This is a genomic window from Rhodospirillales bacterium RIFCSPLOWO2_02_FULL_58_16 (assembly GCA_001830425.1).
Lineage (GTDB): Bacteria > Pseudomonadota > Alphaproteobacteria > Rhodospirillales > 2-02-FULL-58-16 > 2-02-FULL-58-16.
In genome coordinates, this window is sequence record MIAA01000050.1 from 58800 (window position 1) to 78715 (window position 19916).

General features: G+C 59.2%; 21 protein-coding genes and 2 pseudogenes (1 of these 23 only partly in view). 6 read left to right on the forward strand and 17 right to left on the reverse strand.

Annotated features, from left to right (window positions below; all coding sequences use genetic code 11):
* Positions 1 to 957, forward strand: a pseudogene (locus A3H92_00410) (hypothetical protein) (it extends 1038 nt beyond the left edge of the window).
* A gap of 12 nt (positions 958 to 969) precedes the next feature.
* Here the strand turns inward: A3H92_00410 and A3H92_00415 are convergent.
* Together A3H92_00415 and A3H92_00420 are read right to left on the reverse strand one after the other, a co-directional pair.
* On the reverse strand, positions 970 to 1449 hold the full coding sequence (locus tag A3H92_00415; GenBank protein ID OHC73509.1) for a hypothetical protein: 480 nt from the start codon (positions 1447 to 1449) through the stop codon (positions 970 to 972).
* On the reverse strand, positions 1446 to 2573 hold the full coding sequence (locus tag A3H92_00420; protein OHC73510.1) for a 2-aminoethylphosphonate--pyruvate transaminase: 1128 nt from the start codon (positions 2571 to 2573) through the stop codon (positions 1446 to 1448). The genes A3H92_00415 and A3H92_00420 overlap by 4 nt, the downstream gene beginning before the upstream one ends.
* Positions 2574 to 2651: 78 nt before the next feature.
* Here A3H92_00420 and A3H92_00425 point away from each other — a divergent pair, with 78 nt between their 5' ends.
* Positions 2652 to 3671: a threonine-phosphate decarboxylase gene (locus A3H92_00425; protein ID OHC73511.1), complete on the forward strand. Its 1020-nt coding sequence runs from the start codon at positions 2652 to 2654 to the stop codon at positions 3669 to 3671.
* A 26-nt stretch (positions 3672 to 3697) separates the two neighbouring features.
* Positions 3698 to 3934 carry a hypothetical protein gene (locus A3H92_00430; protein OHC73512.1) on the forward strand — a complete coding sequence of 79 codons (237 nt, stop codon included), beginning with the start codon at positions 3698 to 3700 and terminating at the stop codon, positions 3932 to 3934.
* A 209-nt stretch (positions 3935 to 4143) separates the two neighbouring features.
* Here A3H92_00430 and A3H92_00435 read toward each other — a convergent pair whose 3' ends face one another.
* The 14 genes and pseudogenes from A3H92_00435 to A3H92_00500 form a co-directional block, all read right to left on the reverse strand.
* Positions 4144 to 4860, reverse strand: a complete 717-nt coding sequence (locus A3H92_00435) for an oxidoreductase (protein ID OHC73513.1) — start codon at positions 4858 to 4860, stop codon at positions 4144 to 4146.
* Position 4861: 1 nt separating this feature from the next.
* A complete protein-coding gene (locus A3H92_00440) occupies positions 4862 to 6307 on the reverse strand; it encodes an amidophosphoribosyltransferase (protein OHC73514.1) in 1446 nt (481 codons plus the stop codon).
* 16 nt (positions 6308 to 6323) lie between these two features.
* Positions 6324 to 7040 (reverse strand): hypothetical protein, encoded by a 717-nt coding sequence (locus A3H92_00445; protein ID OHC73515.1) that lies wholly within the window; start codon positions 7038 to 7040, stop codon positions 6324 to 6326.
* On the reverse strand, positions 7033 to 8460 hold the full coding sequence (locus A3H92_00450; protein ID OHC73516.1) for a DNA repair protein RadA: 1428 nt from the start codon (positions 8458 to 8460) through the stop codon (positions 7033 to 7035). The genes A3H92_00445 and A3H92_00450 overlap by 8 nt, the downstream gene beginning before the upstream one ends.
* A gap of 33 nt (positions 8461 to 8493) precedes the next feature.
* A complete protein-coding gene (locus A3H92_00455; protein OHC73517.1) occupies positions 8494 to 9267 on the reverse strand; it encodes an ABC transporter ATP-binding protein in 774 nt (257 codons plus the stop codon).
* The gene (locus A3H92_00460; GenBank protein OHC73518.1) at positions 9264 to 10037 is read right to left on the reverse strand and encodes an ABC transporter permease; all 774 of its coding nucleotides are present in this window, start codon (positions 10035 to 10037) and stop codon (positions 9264 to 9266) included. Before A3H92_00460 ends, A3H92_00455 begins: the two co-directional genes overlap by 4 nt.
* Positions 10034 to 11140 (reverse strand): alanine racemase, encoded by a 1107-nt coding sequence (locus A3H92_00465; protein OHC73519.1) that lies wholly within the window; start codon positions 11138 to 11140, stop codon positions 10034 to 10036. Before A3H92_00465 ends, A3H92_00460 begins: the two co-directional genes overlap by 4 nt.
* Positions 11141 to 11149: 9 nt before the next feature.
* A complete protein-coding gene (locus A3H92_00470; protein OHC73520.1) occupies positions 11150 to 12652 on the reverse strand; it encodes a replicative DNA helicase in 1503 nt (500 codons plus the stop codon).
* Between the two features lie 165 nt (positions 12653 to 12817).
* Complete coding sequence (locus A3H92_00475) at positions 12818 to 13471, reverse strand: 50S ribosomal protein L9 (GenBank protein OHC73521.1); 654 nt, start codon at positions 13469 to 13471, stop codon at positions 12818 to 12820.
* Positions 13471 to 14400, reverse strand: a complete 930-nt coding sequence (locus A3H92_00480) for a hypothetical protein (GenBank protein OHC73522.1) — start codon at positions 14398 to 14400, stop codon at positions 13471 to 13473. The genes A3H92_00475 and A3H92_00480 overlap by 1 nt, the downstream gene beginning before the upstream one ends.
* Positions 14401 to 14464: 64 nt before the next feature.
* A pseudogene (locus tag A3H92_00485) lies at positions 14465 to 14698 on the reverse strand (30S ribosomal protein S18).
* Between the two features lie 68 nt (positions 14699 to 14766).
* Complete coding sequence (locus A3H92_00490) at positions 14767 to 15210, reverse strand: 30S ribosomal protein S6 (protein ID OHC73523.1); 444 nt, start codon at positions 15208 to 15210, stop codon at positions 14767 to 14769.
* Positions 15211 to 15474: 264 nt separating this feature from the next.
* Entirely contained in the window at positions 15475 to 15846 is a 372-nt protein-coding gene (locus tag A3H92_00495; protein OHC73524.1) for a hypothetical protein, read from the reverse strand.
* A gap of 199 nt (positions 15847 to 16045) precedes the next feature.
* Complete coding sequence (locus A3H92_00500) at positions 16046 to 16888, reverse strand: hypothetical protein (GenBank protein ID OHC73525.1); 843 nt, start codon at positions 16886 to 16888, stop codon at positions 16046 to 16048.
* Between the two features lie 173 nt (positions 16889 to 17061).
* On the opposite strand from A3H92_00500, the gene A3H92_00505 reads away from it, so the two are divergent.
* Genes A3H92_00505 through A3H92_00515 form a run of 3 tightly spaced genes read left to right on the forward strand, consistent with a single transcriptional unit; the run spans position 17062 to position 18488 of the window.
* The gene (locus tag A3H92_00505) at positions 17062 to 17295 is read left to right on the forward strand and encodes an AbrB family transcriptional regulator (GenBank protein OHC73526.1); all 234 of its coding nucleotides are present in this window, start codon (positions 17062 to 17064) and stop codon (positions 17293 to 17295) included.
* Positions 17288 to 17698 carry a pilus assembly protein gene (locus A3H92_00510; protein OHC73527.1) on the forward strand — a complete coding sequence of 137 codons (411 nt, stop codon included), beginning with the start codon at positions 17288 to 17290 and terminating at the stop codon, positions 17696 to 17698. Before A3H92_00505 ends, A3H92_00510 begins: the two co-directional genes overlap by 8 nt.
* A 22-nt stretch (positions 17699 to 17720) precedes the next feature.
* Positions 17721 to 18488 carry an exodeoxyribonuclease III gene (locus A3H92_00515; GenBank protein OHC73528.1) on the forward strand — a complete coding sequence of 256 codons (768 nt, stop codon included), beginning with the start codon at positions 17721 to 17723 and terminating at the stop codon, positions 18486 to 18488.
* Here the strand turns inward: A3H92_00515 and A3H92_00520 are convergent.
* Positions 18480 to 19319 carry a hypothetical protein gene (locus A3H92_00520; protein OHC73529.1) on the reverse strand — a complete coding sequence of 280 codons (840 nt, stop codon included), beginning with the start codon at positions 19317 to 19319 and terminating at the stop codon, positions 18480 to 18482. The two genes, A3H92_00515 and A3H92_00520, sit on opposite strands and share 9 nt — an antisense overlap.
* Between the last annotated feature and the right edge of the window lie 597 nt (positions 19320 to 19916).

Genomic DNA, 19916 nt, shown 5'->3' on the forward strand with positions numbered 1-19916 from the left:
GACAAAGAAGGCAGGTCATCGCCGTTCCCCGCCTGGTATTTCAAGCGGTTGGAGCGCATGGCCGAGTTCATCATGCACGTCACCAAGCCCAACCGGCAGGCAGCGCAGATCGGCGACATGGATAATGGCCGTTTCTTCAAGCTGTGCCCTTTGTTCGGTCGAGGACTTGATGAAAAGCATCTGGATCATCGCGCTACCGTCGCCGCTATCAACGGCCTGTTTTCCAGGGGCGACCTGTCCGCCTTTGCCGGGGCCGCCGCCGAGGTCGAATCGGCGATGACGGCGGGATTGTCCGGGTGGACCAAGGCGGCAAGCTATCTCGGCGAAGGCGGTTCGCCCGCCGCTTTGTCGTTCAGGGTGAAAGGCAGGGCCGAGCCGGCCTTAAAGGGACGCGAGATCGTTATCGAGCTTGCCGCTCCGGATGTTCTTTACGGTCTGGAGACCGCCGCCTACCCGGACTTCGGTCTGTATATCTGGCGGTCGCAACGTTTCTTTTTATCGGTGCGCTGCGGCCCCGTCGGCCAGGAAGGCAACGGCGGCCACGCCCACAACGATCAATTGGCGATCGAACTCAACATCGACGGCGAGGACTGGCTGGCCGATCCCGGCAGCTACGTCTATACGCCGTCGCCGGAAAAACGAAACGCCTACCGGTCGGCGCTCGCCCATGCCGGGCCGCGCCTGGGCGACAGGGAGCCGTCGCGCCTGGACCAGGGCATGTTCCGTCTGGAAGACTCATGCCGGGCCAAATGTCTGCGTTTCGACGAGGCCGGGTTCCACGGGATCCATCACGGCTTCGGCGCTCCCGTACACAGGAGCGTCACTATCGAAAAGAACCGTGTTATCATTCGCGATTCGATGGACGGGGAACGTCGCGTCGTCAGCGACGCCAAGTCTCTGCGGGAGTTGTTCCCGTGTTCCGTCGCCTTCTCTCCCGGCTATGGAAGGGTATCTTAACCGTCTTTACATTCACCGTTTCCCGGCGCGCCATTCCCACGGCATGACAAACGTGCTTCCCCTCCACAGTCCCGAATGTTGCGCTTTGGCGACGGTTTCGGCGCGCACATATTCATCGCCGTGTTCCCGGTAGGCCAGCGCCCATCCATCAACGACGATGTATTCATTGATGTCGAGGAAACGCATCCGGCAAACGGCGATAAGATTGCCTCGCTCATCGTTGGCCTCGCCCTTGCAGGTCAGGGGCGTTTTGCCGACCATCACCGTCACATGCCTCATGGCGTGGTCGCCGCATCGGTATTCCTCGCCTTTCTTGGAGAGGCAGACCTGATCCATATCCGGGGCGTCAATGCCGTAAAGGCGAATGCGCCGGCCGTTGATCTCCAGCAGATCGCCCTCAATGACCGTGGCCGGGCCGGTGATTTCTTCGGCGTGAACGGGGAAAGCGGCGGCAAGACATAACGCCGTTCCGATCAGCGCCTTGATGCTCATGAGGATGCCCTCGGCCCGGCGTTCCTGACCCCCATGCTTTTGAGGGTTTTTCTGACGGCCTTCAGGGCGCCGTTGATTCGGGCTTCGTCCAACTGTCCGATGCAGCCGATGCGGAACGAGTCGGCTTTGGTCAGCTTTCCCGGATAGATGACATAACCGCTCCTGTTCAATGATCCGTAGAAAGTTTCAAAGTGAAACCGGGGATCGGCGGGAGTGTGAAAGGTGACGATGATCGGCGCCTGCACGTCGTCGGCAAGCAGGGTCTCAAAGCCTATGGCCCGCATCCCCCTCACCAGAATCCGGCAGTTGTTGACGTAGCGGGCGTTGCGTCCGGCGACGCCGCCCTCAGCCTCGAACTGCGTCAGCGCCGCGTCAAAGGCGGCGATGACGTGGGTGGGCGGGGTGAAGCGCCATTGCCCGGTAGCCTCCATCGCCGTCCACTGGTCATACAAGTCGAGGCTGAGGGAATGGGAGTTGCCCCGGCAGGCGGCGAGCGCCGCCTCGCGGATGATGGCGAAGCCGAATCCCGGCGCTCCCTCCAGACACTTGCCGGAGGAGGCTAGCACCGCCGTACACGGGATTTGACGGATGTCGAAGGGAATGCCGCCGAAGGAACTCATGGCGTCGATGATAAGGGAGCGGTCGCGTTTCGCCGTCGTCGCCGCGATCTCCCTGATGGGGTTGAGGATGCCCGATGTGGTCTCGCAGTGGACCGCCAGCACATGGCTGAGGGAAGGGTCGGCGGCCAGCGCCGCGTCGATGTCGGCGGGGTCGGAAGGCGTATCCTCCGGTGTTTCCACGGTTATATAGGCGCGGCCCAGATAATCGAGAATCCTGGCCATGCGCCGGCCGTAAGCGCCGTTGATCAGCACCAGCGCCTTGTCGGAACGCTTGATCAGAGTACCCAGCGCCGCCTCGACGATAAAGGTGCCGCTGCCCTGCAACGGAACGCAGACATGGGAGCCTTCGCCCCCGGCGATGGCTACCAGATGTCGGCGGATGCGGGCGTTGATCTCGATGAACGCTTCGTCGCGTGACCCCCAGTCGCGCAGCATGGCCTTCTTGGTCTCAGCCGACGTGGTCAGCGGTCCCGGCGTCAGCAGATATGGTTCTTTTGCGCTCATCAAGGTTCTTTTCGAAAATGATTCAACCGTCGTCTATTAATCATACATAAAGGCCGCCGACTCTGGTAAGCCTTAAAGATGGACGAAAGCGCAAAGCAGGTGATTCCCGCATACCTTGAACACGGCGGCGACGTGGCGGAGGCCGAGGCTCTTTACGGGCGTCCTCGCGGCGGATGGCTCGACCTGTCCACCGGCATCAACCCCCATTCCTATCCCATGCCTGAGGTGACTTCCGAATGCTGGACGCGGCTGCCGGACAGTCGCGCCTATGCAAAACTCCGCCGGGCGGCGGCGGATTGCTACGGCGCAGGCGATCCGGCGCTGGTGACGCCTGCCCCCGGCGCCCAGGCCCTGATCCAGTGGCTGCCGCGTCTGCGCCCCCGCTCACAGGTCTCGGTCCTCGGCCCCACCTACAATGAACACGCCCATGCCTGGTGTCTTGCCGGACACCGGGTGGAGGAGGTCAACGGCTTCGATATGGTTGACCGGCAAGCGGAGGTAGTGGTCGTGGTCAATCCCAATAACCCCGACGGTCGCCTGCTGGAAACCGGCGCGTTGGCCGAATTGTCCTTGAAGCTGGCCTCTCGCGGCGGTTGGCTGGTTGTCGATGAATCCTTCGCCGATGTGACACCGAAAGCAAGCATTTCCGCTAGGGCGGGGATGCCGGGGCTTGTTGTGTTGCGCTCCTTCGGCAAGTTCTTCGGCTTGGCCGGGGTGCGTCTGGGCTTTGCCTTGACCGGGGCGGAGTTGGCCGGCGCTTTGGCTCACGCCCTCGGCCCGTGGGCGGTTTCCGGCCCGGCGGCGGAGGTCGGAACGACGGCCCTTGCCGACGCAAAATGGATATCAGCCACCCGCCGCCGCCTGAAAGAGGAAGCAAAACGCCTTGACGGCCTGCTGACTTCCCACGGAATGCAGGTGATCGGCGGCTGCGATCTGTTCCGCCTTGTCAAGACAACCGAAGCGGCGGAAATCCACGCCCGCCTCGCCCGCAGCGGGGTTCTGGTCAGGCGTTTCTCACAATATCCCGACCGGCTGCGCTTCGGCCTTCCCGGAGCAAACGACGATTGGGATAGGCTGGAGAAGGCGCTTGGCATATAATCAGTCTGCGTTTTACGGAGGCTCACATGGGTTACGCCGAATTGATTGAGAGGTTGCGCGCCTTACCCGACGACAAACAGGCCGAGGTGTTCGATTTTGTCGAATTTTTATTGGCCCGCACCGCCCGGGAGGACAAGCCGCCGGTCGAGGGCGAGTGGACAAATGCCGAGTTCGCCGACTTCTCGCTCAGCCAAGCCATGCGGGGCATGGAAGACGATCCCGTCACCTATACGCCGGCTGATCTTAAGGAACGCCGGCAGTGAAACGCAAATAGATATGATCAACCACAGAGCACACAGAGATCACAGAGTTAAGGCACAGAGAAGAAAGGCAAAATAAAAAGAGAAAAATGGAAGAAAATTTTCTTAAGTTCACTTAAATCTTCTCTGTAACCTCTGTGTTCTCTGTGATAAAAAAATGGTGTTTCTTTCAGTCGATGCGCTGAACGATATGTCAGAAGTTCGTAGATAAGTCAGGTTTTAACGATCTCGCCGTTGCGGGTGCAGGCGGGGTCGGCCAGATCAACGAAGACGTCGGTAACGCTTTCCGGCGAGGAAAGCGTCGCCGGGTCTTCGCCGGGAAAGGCGAGGGCGCGCAGGGCGGTGCGCACGGCGCCGGGATCGACCAGATTGGCGCGCACCGTGGTTCTGGCCATCTCGCCGGCGTAGACCCTGACCATGGCTTCCAGCGCCGCTTTGCTGACGGCGTAGCCGCCCCAGTAGGGAACGCCCTTGGCGGCGGCGGCGGTAACGAAAACGGCGCGCCCGGCGTCCGATGCCCTCAGCAGCGGATCGAAGCTGCGGATCAGCCGCCAGTTGGCGGTGAGGTTGGTCGCTATAACCTGCTCCCAGACCCTGGGGTCGATGTGGCCGAGAGGGCTTAGGGCGCCGAGGACGGCGGCGTTGCCGACCAGCACATCAAGGCGCTTGAAGCGCTCGAAGATGGCGGCGCCCATGTTGTCAATGGCGTTGAAGTCGGTAAGGTCAAAGGTGGTCAGGGTGGCGGAGCCGCCGATTTCCTTGATCTCATCATCCAGTTCCTCCAGCCCTCCCAGAGTGCGGGCGACCAGAATCAGATGGGCGCCTTCCTCGGCGAAGCGCTTGGCCACCGCCCTGCCGATGCCCCGCGAAGCGCCGGTGACCAGGGCGATGCGGCCTTGAAGCCGGCCTTTGTCAGCATGACCGGCCATATCAGTCCTGTTCCGACAGCAGGGAAAGCTGTTCGGCGTCGGGGCCTTCCTCGCGGTCGCTCAGTCTGATCGGATATTCTCCGGTGAAGCAGGCGTCGCAATACCTCGGGTTTTCGGCATTGCGGACTTTCCCGCAAACGGCGCTGTAAAGGCCGTCATTGGAGAGGAAGGAGAGGGTGTCTACGCCGATGCACTTGGTCATTCCCTTGAGGTCATAGTTGTGAGCCAGCAGGTCGCCCTTTTCCGGCGTGTCGATGCCGTAGAAGCAGGAATCCGTCGTCGGAGGACAGGATATCCGCATGTGGACTTCCTTGGCTCCGGCGTTGCGCACCATCTCGACGATCTTCACCGAGGTGGTGCCGCGAACGATTGAATCATCCACCAGGATCACTCGTTTGCCCTTGAGTTGGGCGGTGTTGGCGTTGTGTTTCAGCCTGACGCCCAGATTGCGGATGCGGTCGCTGGGTTCGATAAAAGTGCGGCCGACATAATGATTGCGGGTAATGCCCATTTCGAAGGGAACTCCCGATTCCAGGGCGTAGCCGATTGCCGCCGGGACGCCGGAGTCAGGCACTGGCACCACCAGGTCCGATTCGACGTGGCTTTCCTGGGCCAGCCGGGCGCCGATGCGCTTGCGCACTTCATAGACGTTCATGCCCTCCACCATGCTGTCGGGGCGGGCGAAGTAGATGTATTCAAAAATGCAGAACCTCGGCTTCAGTTTGGCGAAGGGGTTGATGGAGCTGACGCCGGTTTTGTCGATGATGACGATCTCTCCCGGCTCCACGTCGCGGACGAATTCGGCGCCGATGATATCCAGCGCGCAGGTCTCCGAGGCCAGAATGTGGGCGTCGCCGAGACGCCCCAGCACCAGGGGGCGGATGCCCATCGGGTCACGCACTCCGATCATCTTGTTACGGGTCATCGCCACCAGGGAATAGGCTCCCTCGGTTTGCCTGAGGGCGTCGATCATGCGGTCGATCACCGCCGAGTACAGACTGATGGCGATCAGGTGGATGATGGTCTCGGTATCGCAGGTGGATTGGAAGATGCAGCCGCGCCTTACCAGGGCCTTGCGGGTGTGGTGGGCGTTGGTGATGTTGCCGTTGTGGGCGATGGCGAGGCCGCCGAACTGGAAGTCGGCGAACAGGGGCTGGACGTTGCGCAGGATGGTCGCGCCGGTAGTCGAATAGCGCACATGGCCGATAGCCATGTCGCCGGGAAGCCGCTTGATTATTTCCTTGGAGCTGAAGATATCGCCGACCAGTCCATGGGCGCGGTGGCTGTGGAAATGCCCGCCGTCGAAGGAGACAATGCCGGCGGATTCCTGGCCACGATGCTGAAGGGCGTGCAGCCCCAGGGTAGTGTGGGCGGCGGCGTCTCCGTAGCCGAAAATGCCGAAGACGCCGCATTCCTCATGCAGATGGTTGTCGTCAAATTCTTTCATGGCCGCAACCTAACTCCTATTTGACGATTTCCATCATCTTATTCAAGGCCCGCCGCGCATTCGGGTCATAGCCTTCGGTTGTATCGGTCGCTTCCGGCGTCGCAGCCTTGGGATCGGGCGAGGTCATTTTGCGCAATGTTTCCGCAGCATCAACGGCATTGCGCATTTCTTGGGTTTTTTTCTCAATAACGCCGTTGCCGGCAATGGTTCCCTTGGGAACAAGGGCGGCGAGCATGTCGGCGCCTTGCCGGATCAGCGGCAAACTGCGCGAGGTCATTATCCAGGCCGGTCGCTTTTCCTTGGGATCGCCGTCCTTGGCGTCGGGGTCCTTGTTGTCCAGAGGCCACGCCAGATTGGCGGCGATAAAGACGAGGCAAGCCAGAACGGCGCCGCGCACCAGTCCGAACAGGAAGCCTAAAGAACGGTCAAGGGCGTTGAGGGCGCTGTCCTGCACCATTTTAGAGATTGATCGCGTCAGGATGGAAAGCGCCGCCAGACTGACTATGAAGATAACCGTGCCTGCCGTCAGGTCGGCGGCGATCTCCATCGGGATGTAAGCGCGGGCGTGGGGCTTCAGAAGGGGGAAGCCGTAAATGGCGGCGAACGTGGCGCCGATCCATCCGGCGATCGACAGCACCTCATGAACGAAGCCGCGAGCGTAGGCGAGGACGGCTGAAATCAGCAGCACGACGCCGACGCCGATATCGATGACGCTGATGGACGAATCAGCCATGTCCCGCCTTCCCGGTCGCCGGTAATTTAACTGACGGCGCGGATCGCGCCGATGCTCCGACTATGCCGATCAGGTCGACGAGGCGGGAGACTTCGCGCACCTCGAAGTCGCCGATTGCGTGGCTCTTGACGCCCTTGGACCGTTTGCTTTTCGGCACTATGGCCGAGGTGAAGCCCAGTTTGGCGGCTTCCTTCAGCCGTTGGTCGGTGTGGGCGACGGAGCGCACTTCTCCCGATAGCCCGATTTCGCCGAAGATCACCGTTTCGGGGGGGAGCGGGACGCCGCTTTCCGCCGAGATAAGCGAGGCCGCCACCGCCAGATCGGCAGCCGGTTCGTTTATTCTCAGGCCCCCGGCTACATTGAGGTAGACGTCGGAGGCGCCGAGCGATAATCCGCAGCGGGTTTCCAGCACCGCCATGGTCATGGCCAGTCGTCCCGAGTCCCATCCCACGACCGAACGTCGCGGCGACGAATAAGAACCGGGGGCGAGCAGCGATTGTATTTCCACCAGCATCGGCCGCGATCCCTCCATGCCGGCGAAGACGCTGGAGCCGCTGACATCGCCGGTGTGTTCGGCGAGGAACAGCGCCGACGGATTGGCAACCTCGGCAAGGCCGGCGTCGGTCATCTCGAAGACGCCGATTTCGTCGGTCGGGCCGAAGCGGTTTTTGACCGCTCTCAGGATGCGGAACTGGTGGCCGCGATCTCCCTCGAAGTAAAGCACCGTATCGACCATGTGCTCCAGAACCCTGGGGCCGGCGATCTGCCCGTCCTTGGTGACGTGACCGACCAGAACCACGGCGAAGCCGCGACGCTTGGCGAGACGGATCAGCTCCTGGGCCGAGGCGCGGACCTGGCCGACGGAGCCGGGCGCCGATTCAAGGTTGTCCACATACATGGTCTGGATCGAATCGATGACCACTACTTTGGCGGCGCCGGGACCGTCCAGCGAGGCGGCGATGTCGCGCACCGAGGTGGCGGTAGCCAGTTGAACCGGCGCTTTATTCAGACTCAGGCGCAGGGCGCGCATCCGCAACTGGGCGATTGATTCCTCGCCCGAGATATAGGCGCAACTTTCCGAGGCGGACAGCGCGGCGGTAACCTGCAACAGAAGGGTGGACTTGCCGATGCCGGGGTCGCCGCCGATCAGAAGCGCCGATCCCGGCACTATCCCGCCGCCGGTGACCCGGTCGAATTCCTTGATGCCGGTAATCAGGCGCGGTTCGGCGGGGGCGGAACCTTCAAGGTCGAAGAACGTCACCTTGTGTCCCTTCTTCGCGCCCAGACCTTTGGGCGCCGTCTCGACTTGAGTTTCCTCGGCCAAAGTATTCCACGCGCCACAAGCATCGCAGCGGCCGCTCCATTTGGCGGAGGCGGCGCCGCATTCCTGGCAAACGTAGTTGGCGGTCTTACGGGCCAACGTTTATGGGTCTCCCTGACGAGCGTTTCGGCCTTACGCCCTGACCGCCATCTTGATGGGGCCTTCGGCGCGTCCGTTGATAAATTGGTCTACATAAGCATTGCCGGAGTCGTCGATCTTTTCGGTTGGTCCGGCCCAGATGATTTTGCCCTCGTACAACATGGCGATTCGATGAGCGATCTTGCGGGCGCTTGCCATGTCATGGGTTATGGACAGGGCGGTGGCGCCGACTTCGCGGGTGATCTTGACGATCAGGTCGTTGATAACGTCGGACATGATCGGATCAAGGCCTGTGGTCGGCTCGTCGAAGAAAATTACCTCAGGTTCATAGGCGATGGCGCGGGCCAGACCGACACGCTTTTTCATGCCGCCGGAAAGCTCGGCGGGATATAGGGCGCCGACCTCCGGTCCCAGGCCGACCATGGCCAGCTTGGCGACGGCGATGTCCTTGGCTTGCGAACGGGTGCACATCTTCTCGGCGAGAAGCCCGAAGGTGACGTTTTCCCATACCGGAAGGCTGTCAAACAATGCGGCGCCCTGGAACAACATGCCGAACTTGCGATTGATGCGGTCGCGTTGCCTGGTTGAGATGCCGACGACGCTTTCGCCGTCCACCTCGATGCTTCCCTGATTGGGTTGCAGCAGGCCGAGGATGCACTTAAGCGTCACCGACTTGCCGGTTCCCGAACCGCCGATGATGACCACCGACTCGCCGACGCCGACGTCCAGGTCAACGCCGTTAAGCACTACCTTGTTATGAAAGGCCTTATGCACGTTGCGCAGCCTGATTTTGGGTTGGGCGCTCATTTGGCGAAAAACATCTCGGTCAGGACATAGTCAAAGCACAGGATCAAAATACACGCCGACACCACCGCATTGGTGGTGGCCGTGCCGACGCCGGCGGCGCCGCCCTTGGAATGATAGCCGTGATAGCAGCCCATCAGGGTGACGATGAGGCCGAACACTGCGGCCTTGACCAGTCCCGAGTTGACGTCCTCGGCGGTGAGGAAGTCCCAGGTGCGCTGGATGTAATTGGAAGGGTTGAAGCCCAGTTTGTAGACGGCGACCAGATAGCCGCCGAAGACGCCGATTACGTCGGCGATCAGAACCAGCAACGGGAACATGAGAAGCCCGGCGATCAGCCTCGGCGCCACCAGATACTTCATCGGGTTGGTGGACAGCGTGGACATGGCGTCGATCTGTTCGGTCACCCGCATGGTGCCGATCTCGGCGGCCATTGAGGCGCCGATGCGCCCGGCCACCATCAGTCCGGCCAGCACAGGCCCCAGTTCGCGGGTGATCGACAACACCACTACGTTGGCGACCGCGCCTTCGGCTGAAAAACGGGAGAAGCCGGTGTAGCTTTGCAAGGCCAGCACCATTCCGGCGAAGATGGCGGTAAGGCCGACCACCGGCAGCGAGTAGTAGCCGATCTCCATCATCTCGGCCAGGATGGTGCGGTAGTAAAAAGGCGGCCTGAAGCAGTGGGAGATGGCGGAAAGGGTGAATCTGGATAACCTTCCGGTAGTTCTCAGGAAGACCAGGAAGACGCGACCGATCGGTTGAAAGGGGTTCATGCCTTGCCGCCTGAGTATATCCGGCGATAACGCGCCCCCAGGCCGGTCAGTATTTCATAGCCGATGGTCCCGGCGCGACGGGCGACTTCGTCAACGGGCTGCGACGGGCCGATCAGGTCAACCATGACTCCGGGGCGGGCCGCGTCATGGGGGATTTTGCTGACGTCAAGAGTGATGAGATCCATGGATACGCGACCTATGACCGGGGCTTGATAGTTTCCGATAAAACCACAACCGCAGTTGCTTAATGAACGCAGATAACCGTCGGCGTATCCGGCGGCTACGGTGGCTATTCGCCCCCCCCGGCCGACTTGGCAGGTGGCACCATAGCCAACGGTCAGAGGGGTGTCAACGTCGCGGATTTGCAGGATTTCAGCTTGCAGGCGAACTACCTGGGCCATGGGGTTGGGGCCGTCTTTAATCGGCGAAATGCCGTACAGGGCGGCGCCCGGACGGGTCATGTCGAAGTGGTAGTCGGCGCCGAGGAAAATGCCGGAAGAATTGGCCATTGATGTCGCCGTCTTGGGAAGCCGCGTCAGCGCACGGCGAAACGATGTCAACTGCCGGCGGTTCATTTCGTGGCCGGGTTCGTCGGCGCAGGCGAGATGACTCATGACGGCGGCGAGCTTGACGCTCGCTAAACGCTCCGGCTTTGCCGTCAGGTCCTCCAGTTCCCGCAGCGACAGGCCCAGACGCGACATGCCGGTGTCGATATGGATAACGGCGGGCAGGGGATTGCCGCGTCCGTTGCAATAGGCGGCCCAGGCCTCGATGTTCCAAGGGCTGTTGAGGACCGGCGTCAGCCGGCATTCGGCGAAGACGGGGCCGGAGTCGGGCGCGGGGCCGTTCAGGACATAGATAGAAACATCCGCCAGAACATTCCTCAGTTCAATTCCTTCGTCGATAGTGGCGACGAAGAAATTGCCGCACCCGGCGGCGGCCAGCGCCGGAACTAATTTCGCCATGCCGAGACCATAGGCGTCGGCTTTGACCACGGCGGCGCATATCGCCTTTCCGGACTTGTCGGCCAGCAGCCGGTAATTGGCGGCGACCGCATCGAGGTCGATGGTGAGGACGGCTCCGCAATGATCGGGGACAATCATCGCCAAGACCTACTCCCGGCGGTGATGACGGTCAAGATTGCCGAAGCGGGTGAATTCTCCCTGGAACTGCAAAAGAACGTCGCCGGTGGGGCCGTGGCGTTGCTTGGCGACGATGATTTCGGCCAGACCACGGCATTTTTCGAGGCGCTTCTCCCAGCTTTCAACCTTGGCGGCATGATGGTCATCTTTCTCGCTGGCGTGCTGGGTCGGCTTGTCGCGTTCAAGATAGTATTCTTCGCGGAAGATGAACATGACGACATCGGCGTCCTGTTCGATGGAGCCTGATTCCCTCAGGTCCGAAAGCAGCGGGCGTTTGTTGTCGCGGGCCTCGACGGCGCGTGAGAGCTGCGACAGCGCCAAAACCGGCACGTTCAATTCCTTGGCCAGGGTCTTGAGGCCGCGAGTGATCTCCGAGACTTCCTGGACACGACCGTCATTGCGCGAAGAGGCGCTGCCGGAGATCAGTTGCAGGTAGTCGATGACGATCAGGCCGAGTTTATGCTGGCGCTTGAGGCGTCTGGCTCTGGTCCTCAGCGCGCTGACCGTCAGCGCCGGCGTGTCGTCGATGAAAATGGGCAGTTCGTGCAGGGTTTGGCTGGCGGCGACCAGCCGACCGAACTCCGCCGTGGTCAGTTCGCCCTTGCGCATGCGGTCTGATGAAATCTCCGTCTGTTCCGACAGAATGCGGCTGGCAAGTTGCTCGGACGACATTTCCAGCGAGAAGAAGCCGACCACCGCCCCTTCCTCGCCGCCGGACTGTTTGTATGAGCAGGCGGCGTTGTAGGCGATGTTGGTGGCCAGCGCCGTTTTGCCCATGGCCGGCCTGCCCGCCAGGATGAGCAGGTCCGACGGGTGCATGCCGCCGAGCAGTTTGTCGGTCTCGATCAGGCCGGTGGTGACGCCGGCCAGACTGCCGTCGCGTTTATGGGCGGCTTCGGCCATGTTGATGGCCTTGATTACCGAGTCCTTGAAACTTTCAAATCCGCCTTCATATTCGCCCTTGGTCGCCAGATCGTAAAGGCTCTGTTCGGTGTCCTCGATCAGTCCGATGGCGGTATCGTCGACCTCGCCGCCATAGGCTTTGTTGACCACTTCCTCTCCCAGACGGATAAGTTCGCGCCTGAGGTGCAGGTCATGGATCAGGCGTCCGTATTCGCCGGCGTTGATGACGGTGACGGCGCAGGACGCCAGGTCCACCAGATAGGAGGGGCCGCCGATTTCGGCCAGACTCTCGTCTTGTTCAAAGTAGGGCTTGAGGGTCACCGGGTCGGCGATCAGTCCCTTCTCGATGAGTCGCGAGCAGGCGTCGTAGATGCGTCCGTGCTGGGGATGGGCGAAGTGTGCGGGGGTAAGAAATTCCGAGACTCTCTCGAAGGCTTTGTTGTTGACGAAGATAGCGCCCAGCAACGCCTTTTCCGCCTCGATGTTATGAGGCGCGGCGCGGAAGGCCGGGGCTTGGGGCGAAGGCCTGGAGGACTCGCCGGAGGGGTAATTAATGATTGTTGTCGCCATCGGGCGAAACTAGGCAAAAGCATTCGGCAAAAGAAGGCCGTCGCCTGTGGACCTAATAATTGAGTGGGGACAGTTTCGTTACATTCCGATCAGAATGTGGGATGCGGGGATAAAAAAACGGCGCACCCTGAAGTGCGCCGTAATTGTTGAAAGCGGAGGGAAAAGCTACTCGCCCTTTTCTTCTTCGCCGGCCTCTTCAGAAGCGGTGATTTTTGCCGCCGGTTTTTCTTTTTCGGCGAGTCTCTCGATTTCAGCGTCAGGGCGCTCGAACAGTTGTTCAGCCTGGGCCTCGAAGGCGTTTTCGTCGGCGGCTCGGCTTTCTTCCTCATGACTGACGACGGCCTTGCCGGTCTTGGCCTGGATTTCGGCTTCGTCCGCCGAGCGGGCGACGTTGACGTTGAGGTTGATTGTCACCTCGGGGTGCAGGTCGACGCGCACCTTGTGGATGCCCAGCGTCTTGATCGGGCGCACCAGATTGACCTGCTGACGATTGATGATGAATCCGGCCCTGGCCGCTTCATTGGCGATGTCCCGCGCATTGACTGATCCGTAGAGATGCCCGGTCTCGCCGGCCTGACGGACCAGCACCAGCGTAACCCCGTCCAGCTTTTTACCGACCTTTTGCGCATCTTTGCGACGCTCCAGATTAGCGGCTTCAAGCTCCACCCGTTGCAGTTCAAAGTGGCGACTGTTTTCCTTGGTGGCGCGCAGGGCTTTTTTCTGCGGCAGAAGGAAATTACGGGCGTATCCCGGTTTGACGTTGACCACGTCGCCCATTTGTCCAAGTCGTTCAATGCGTTCCAGAAGGATGACTTCCATTATTCAGTTCCTGACAAGTTGCGAGGGCCGGTGAAGCGGGTTCTCAATCCGGCCCATTGTTCGATCATTCCAATTCCGACGACTACCAACGGCGCCCAGCCGGAAACCATTAACACGAAATAAAAAAAAGCCAGCAGCGTTCCCGGAAAAGTCACAAAGCGCGCCGCGTGGTGAACTACCGCCATGCCGAGAAAAAAGAACGGAGTCGCCAGCACGACCACCATGTTGCGGAGCGTATACTCCATTTGCCCGTCTACCGGCAATGCCAGAGTTGCCGCCCCCACTATCAGCCATGAAGTCCATGAAGGCAGCGCCAGATCGCCGATTTCGGGAGGGGGTCTCAGATTTCCCTTGTTGTGCGCCAGGATCGCCTGCGCCAGACCGGCGTTGATCATCATCATCAATACCCATGCCGTGCCGACCATTCCCAAAAACAGGGGCGTCAGCACGGTAACCATGCTTGATCGCATGTTCTCGGGCAGCGTCGGCGCCATGAGGGCGAGGGCGTCGGTCAGATATTTGGTTATCGTCTCGTCGATGCCCAGGGTTTCGCTCCGCATGGTCAAGGCGAAGATGCACAGCATGACCGAGGCGAGGACCGACAGCCAGGCGACCGCCGGCCCCAGGGAGTTCCATTGACCGGCGGGTTGTCGAGCCAGTAATTGGCGCGTTATCAGCCATGCCGGCAAGGCGTCGATAATCGCGTAAATTCCGGCTGTCGATATGCCGCCCATCAGCCCGGAGAATACAAATCCGGCGAGTCCGGCTGTCGCCGCCGCCGAGGCGCCGCAGCCGAGTCCGACCAGCAGCAGGGGCAGCGGCGCGAGATAGACGAGCAATATCCCTCCCGGCACGCCGGCGAAAACAGCCATCGAGGCGAGGGCGCTGACGCCGCCGCCGATCAAGGCAAGCCACATTTCCCTGGACATGATGTTCTCCCGGGGCGCGGACCCAATGTTCTCCAGTACTCAACGGCGCCTCGCCAATCCTGTTTTATTTAATAAGGTAAGGCATAAGGGCGAGGAATCTGGCTCGCTTGACCGCCTTTGTTAACAGACGCTGGCTCTTGGCGGAGACGGCGGTGATGCGGCTGGGGACGATCTTGCCGCGCTCGGATGTGTAGCGCTGCAACAGGCGCGTATCTTTGTAATCGATCTTCGGCGCCTTGGGGCCGGCGAACGGGCAGGTCTTGCGCCGCCTGAAGAAAGGCCGCCGTCCGCCGCCGCTGTCGTCACGACTATCGTCACGGCTGTCGTCGCGGCCGCCGCCGTCGCGTGAATGTTCCGGTCGAAAACTCATATGGATGCTCCTGCTGCAACGGCGGCTTTTTCAGCCATAGCCGGAATGGAATCAGCACCGCCGCCGGCGCCTGCTTCCGCGTCGCGTTCGGGGCGGCGCGGACGTTCATCGCTTTGCCCTTTGTTGCGCATGATCACCGAAGGCTCGTTATCCGCCTCGTCCAGCCGCAACGTCAAGTAACGCAGCACGTCCTCGCTGATGCGCATCTGGCGCTCCATCTCATGAACTGCGGCGCATGGCGCATCGATGCCGAGCAGGACATAGTAGCCCTTGCGGCTTTTCTTGATGCGGAAGGCGAAGGACCTCAGTCCCCAGTCTTCTTTCTTGGTGATTTTTCCGCCGCCGTCCCTGATGATTTTGCTGAAGGCGTCGGACAGAGCGTCAACCTGCGCCGTGGAAATATCCTGACGCGCAATAAACACGGTTTCATAGTAAGCCAAATTTTATCTCCCTCTGGCTTGTCTCAACCCGCCGCCGGACAATCCGGCGAAAGGCATAGCCGAACCAAAACGGCCCGGCAAGGAGAGTGAAGCCGCGCACTATACACACAAAAGATAACGACGCAAGCCGCCTCGCGCTTTAACCACGTTTGTATGCGGTCGGATGGCGTTTTAATCACGTTTATAGCGGTATTAACCATGGTAAATCCGCCTTAACCCATTGATTCCAAACGAAACAGCCCTTGAATTGCCCGTAAAATATCGTCATTTGTCGTCATTTGTCATCATTTCGTTGAATTGGATAGTATCCGTTTTCTCCGCTTTCCCGGCCAGCCCGGCCTGCATCTCGACGGCGCGGGCGGCGGCGGAGTAATTGTGGTCCTCAATGGCCCGCCGGTAAATATTCTCCAGCTTGCCCAGCAACTGGTCATGATGGCGACATTGATCGTCGGCCATCATCTTCTGGATTTCGGCGATGCGCTCCTTGATCTGCCGTTTGGCCAACAGGCGATATCCCTGATTGTACGCCGATTCCGAGGCATAACCGGCATTCCGCGCCGCAAGGGAGGCGTTGGCGTAAACAACAAAGGTCTGACAGAACCTTTCCTGCCGGGGGGGTAACTTGATCATGACCATGCGCCTCCTGATTTTCGATAAATAAAAAGGAATATATACGTTAATATCGATTTGTCAAGATTATTATCCTCTTTCGGTGCGGCATGAGAATGATAGAGGAACATTGTTCATCGGCGTTCATCCGTGGCCAAAAAAACCCGCCGGAAAAAATTACCCCTCTCCCCGACCCTCTCCCACAAGGGGAGAGGGAGAAAATGAACTAACTCCGGTTTTGCGGCGGAAAGATGTCTTTTCGTTCGCGACCCAGGGCGTGGCCCGCAAAATCGATTGTCGATATATCGCGGCTTTTGCTCGAATAGCACCGTTGAATCGGATAGTGCGGGCCGCTGACCCGGACAGTCGTTTCGTGCCTCTTCTGGAAAATAAAAGACCCGATTTTGACGGGCGGAAAATTGTTCTGCGCCTCAAACGGATCGATTTGAAGAAATTGCGGTTCGCCGCTGTCTTTATCCTGGGAGTCTACCCATACATAGGGAGTTCCAAGGATGAAACGCCGGCTCTCGTAAAAATCAAAGAAAGCGGTGGGGCTGATGCTCCAGAATCCGTGATTAGGGTACGCCACCGCCGCCTGATGATAGACGAATCCCAACGGCGCAAGCAGGTCAACTATATTGATAAACGCTTGTGCGATATTGAAGCAATGTTCGACCGTTCCCGGATCAACGATGACATCAAAATCGCCCAGTTTTTCTTTTTGTTGCTTCGTTAACGGCTGATTGAGATTGACAAGTTCATCTTCCTGCCCCCAGGCGATGGCGTCTATGACGACGCAATCGCCGCCGAGGGCGTCGATCAACGCCTTGCTTTCGCACATGGGGTAGTTTCCCAGATCACGCCCTTGCGATTTCCAAACAGCCGGACCGTCCGGGCGCTTCGGAACGGCGCTCCATTCAACGGGCAATTCCAGTCTTGAGAAAGTTTTCTCGATCGCCATGACGTCCGGATAGCCGAGCGTCAATACGCGGGGCCGACGCTTCATGCGCGCCTGGGCGCTATCGATAAGATATTTGATAATTTTGACTTCAGATCCGTTTATGGCCATGTCGGCGAAACCTCTGTGATCTCTGTGCTCTGTATGGTTAGTATATGAGGTCTGAGTTGATGGGGAATGTATTTAATGGTCAATGTCCCCATAATTCCGGTGATAAACAGATTGCTCTGTGACTTTTATGGATATACAATGAAGCATGTATATCTTTTGTTTCGGGGGTGATCATGCAAGTCTCCAAATGGGGGAATAGTCTGGCGGTTCGTCTGCCCGCATCTGTAATTAAGGTCTTGGGTCTCAAGGAAGGCGATGACATCGAAATTCATGTCGCCGGGCGCGGCGCGTTCGAGATCGTCAAAAAACCCGGCGCCCGGGAATTGCTGGCCCGCTTGAGAAAATACCGGGGGCGTCTGCCTGCGGACTTTCGCTTTGATCGGCTGGAAGCGAACCGGCGTGACTAAGCGGTTTTTTGATACCAACATTTTGCTGTATCTGCTCTCGTCCGATGCGGCCAAGGCCGATCAGGTTGAAGAAATGCTGGTTGCGGGCGCCGTTGTCAGTGTTCAGGTTCTCAATGAACTTACGTCCGTGGCTCTGCGCAAGCTCGGCATGAATGTAGCCGAAATCCGCGAGGCGCTCGACCCCATCGCCGCCATCTGCCGAGTGGCGCCGCTAACCATCGATATCCACCAACGGGGATTGCAAGTGGCCGAGCGCTACCGGTTCTCATTCTACGACGCGCTGATCGTGGCGGCGGCGCTCGATTCGGGTTGCACGATGTTGTATACTGAAGATATGCAGGACGGCCAGATGATCGACAACACGCTCACCATCAAGAATCCGTTTCGCCCTCGGCAGCCGTGAAATTATCGAGTTTACATCATCCATGAAAATCGCCGCCTGGAATGTCAATTCGATCAGGGCGCGGCTCGATCATCTGCTGGCGTGGCTCAAGCAGGCGGCGCCCGACGTGGTTTTGCTGCAAGAGATCAAGTGCATGGACGAGCAGTTTCCGGGTCTGGAGATCGGCGGTCTCGGCTACAATGCGGCGGTGGTCGGCCAAAAGGCCTACAACGGGGTGGCGGTGCTGTCAAAGCAGCCGATCAATGTCTCGCTTACCGCCCTGCCCGGCGACGAGGAGGATAAACAGGCGCGTTATCTTGAGGTGGCGACCGGCGGCCTTCGCCTCGCCTCCGTCTACCTTCCCAACGGCAATCCGCCAGGCACGGACAAATTCGCCTACAAGCTGGAGTGGATGGAGCGGCTTTACCGGCACACAAAGGCGCTGCTGGAAAGCGGAGAGCCTTTCATCCTCGGCGGCGATTTTAACGTCATCCCTGAAAATATTGATGTCTATGACCCCAAGGCCTTCAAGGACGACGCCCTGTTCCAGGCGGAAGCGCGCGCCGGGTTCAGAAAAATCATGCACCTGGGTCTTACCGACGCCTTGCGGGCGACGGACGGGGAAGCGGGGCGCTATACATGGTGGTCCTACCGCGACGGCGCCCGGCAAGGCAATCATGGCGCGCGCATCGACTTTCTTCTGCTTTCCCCGCAGGTCGCCGATCGCCTTAAAACCTGCGCCATCGACGGCGCCCCCAGGGATCGGGAAACACCGTCCGATCACGCCCCGGTGTGGTGCGAATTATTTTGACAGCACCTCGGTGATGACGTCAACAAGGCTGCGGACGGAGATCGGCTTTTGCAGGAAGCCGATGACCCCGGACGCCGAGGCTTGCTCACGGTGCGTTTCAACGGCGTGGCCGGTGACCAGGACAATCAGCGATGAATCGTCAAACTCGCGGAGTCGGCGGGCGAACTCGGCGCCGTGCATGCCCTCCATCACCCAGTCGCACAGCACCACATCGACCGGACGCTTGATCAGCAGCTTTAATCCGTCATCGGCGGAGGCCGCCTCTTGAACATTTCTCACCCCCACCGCCCTTAGAACCGTCTTGATCAGCAGGCGGAAGTTCGGGTTGTCATCGATTATCAGGACGCTGAGGCGTCCCCAATCAACGGGCGCCGACGTTTCGGCATGATCTTTCATGAAGGTCATGGCGGTGACTTCGGCAATGGCGTCCTTGTTGTCCAGACAGGCGGGGCGGAAGGCAAAGTCCTCAATCATGATGTGATTGAACAGCCAGTTACGCAGGAAGCCCTTGATCTCGGCGACGGGCAGGTCGGCGGGATTCTCAACATAGCGTTTATAGAAGGATTGAGCCTGTATGGTAAGATTATGGTGCGATGTTTTGTGGGCTTCCAGTTGAGAATAGCCGCAAAGCTCCTGAAGTTTTTCCTCGCGGTTGAAATGGTAGACCGTGTACTCGATCAGCGCCGACAGCACGCTTCCCAAAACCATCAACTCTTCATACAGGTTGCTGCAATCGTGAACCTGGTTGATCAGGCTGACCAGAACCTTATGGTCGGCGTCGATGCAGCCGATCCCGATCTCCAGATTGCTTGACCATTTTGTTAAAGACATAATCTTGCCGCCGATATCCCCTAACTCCCGGCGCGTTGACTGAAAGAAACGCCGTTTTATGAAACACAGAGGCTCAGAGACACAGAGGAGGATAGTGAGAAAGAAAAGCAAGAATAAAACTTCGCTTGATCTTCTCTGCGCCTCTGCGCCTCTGTGGCCAAAACACACAGACTGATAACTCCTCCTTCATAAGGAGGGGAGGATTTTTTAGAGTCATTCTTTACGGCCACCGGTATAATAATACGTCTGACCCGTCGAAAAGGCATCCGACTAATTCAACGCCGATGAATTTAACCTGAATTATACAAAAAGAAAATCTTTAATTATAATAACTTAAAATAATAGCGTTACGCTAACCTCTCCCTGCCCCCTCCTTGGTAAGGAGGGGAAAGAATTCCTCCCCCTTAACAAGGGGGAGGTCAGGAGGGGGTATCGAAGAGGGAATTGTCAGTCTGTGTGCTTTTGTGGTTAATAAAACAGCGCTTCTTTTCATTGTGTTTTAATCACAGAGGCACAAAGGCGCAGAGAAGATTAAGCGAAGTTTTCTTACCGCCCTTTTTTTCTCTCTCTATCTTCCTCTGTGTCTCGGCGCCTCTG

Bases quoted from the DNA above. Each gene is read 5' to 3' on its own strand.
- A3H92_00430 (OHC73512.1), top strand. From the start codon at position 3,698: ATGGGTTACGCCGAATTGATTGAGAGGTTGCGCGCCTTACCCGACGAC.
- A3H92_00505 (OHC73526.1), top strand. From the start codon at position 17,062: ATGCAAGTCTCCAAATGGGGGAATAGTCTGGCGGTTCGTCTGCCCGCA.
- A3H92_00465 (OHC73519.1), bottom strand. From the start codon at position 11,140: ATGATTGTCCCCGATCATTGCGGAGCCGTCCTCACCATCGACCTCGAT.
- A3H92_00520 (OHC73529.1), bottom strand. From the start codon at position 19,319: ATGTCTTTAACAAAATGGTCAAGCAATCTGGAGATCGGGATCGGCTGC.
- A3H92_00495 (OHC73524.1), bottom strand. From the start codon at position 15,846: ATGGTCATGATCAAGTTACCCCCCCGGCAGGAAAGGTTCTGTCAGACC.
- A3H92_00515 (OHC73528.1), top strand. From the start codon at position 17,721: ATGAAAATCGCCGCCTGGAATGTCAATTCGATCAGGGCGCGGCTCGAT.
- A3H92_00455 (OHC73517.1), bottom strand. From the start codon at position 9,267: ATGAGCGCCCAACCCAAAATCAGGCTGCGCAACGTGCATAAGGCCTTT.
- A3H92_00500 (OHC73525.1), bottom strand. From the start codon at position 16,888: ATGGCCATAAACGGATCTGAAGTCAAAATTATCAAATATCTTATCGAT.
- A3H92_00460 (OHC73518.1), bottom strand. From the start codon at position 10,037: ATGAACCCCTTTCAACCGATCGGTCGCGTCTTCCTGGTCTTCCTGAGA.
- A3H92_00440 (OHC73514.1), bottom strand. From the start codon at position 6,307: ATGAAAGAATTTGACGACAACCATCTGCATGAGGAATGCGGCGTCTTC.
- A3H92_00470 (OHC73520.1), bottom strand. From the start codon at position 12,652: ATGGCGACAACAATCATTAATTACCCCTCCGGCGAGTCCTCCAGGCCT.
- A3H92_00480 (OHC73522.1), bottom strand. From the start codon at position 14,400: ATGTCCAGGGAAATGTGGCTTGCCTTGATCGGCGGCGGCGTCAGCGCC.
- A3H92_00445 (OHC73515.1), bottom strand. From the start codon at position 7,040: ATGGCTGATTCGTCCATCAGCGTCATCGATATCGGCGTCGGCGTCGTG.
- A3H92_00435 (OHC73513.1), bottom strand. From the start codon at position 4,860: ATGGCCGGTCATGCTGACAAAGGCCGGCTTCAAGGCCGCATCGCCCTG.
- A3H92_00425 (OHC73511.1), top strand. From the start codon at position 2,652: ATGGACGAAAGCGCAAAGCAGGTGATTCCCGCATACCTTGAACACGGC.
- A3H92_00420 (OHC73510.1), bottom strand. From the start codon at position 2,573: ATGAGCGCAAAAGAACCATATCTGCTGACGCCGGGACCGCTGACCACG.
- A3H92_00475 (OHC73521.1), bottom strand. From the start codon at position 13,471: ATGGAAGTCATCCTTCTGGAACGCATTGAACGACTTGGACAAATGGGC.
- A3H92_00415 (OHC73509.1), bottom strand. From the start codon at position 1,449: ATGAGCATCAAGGCGCTGATCGGAACGGCGTTATGTCTTGCCGCCGCT.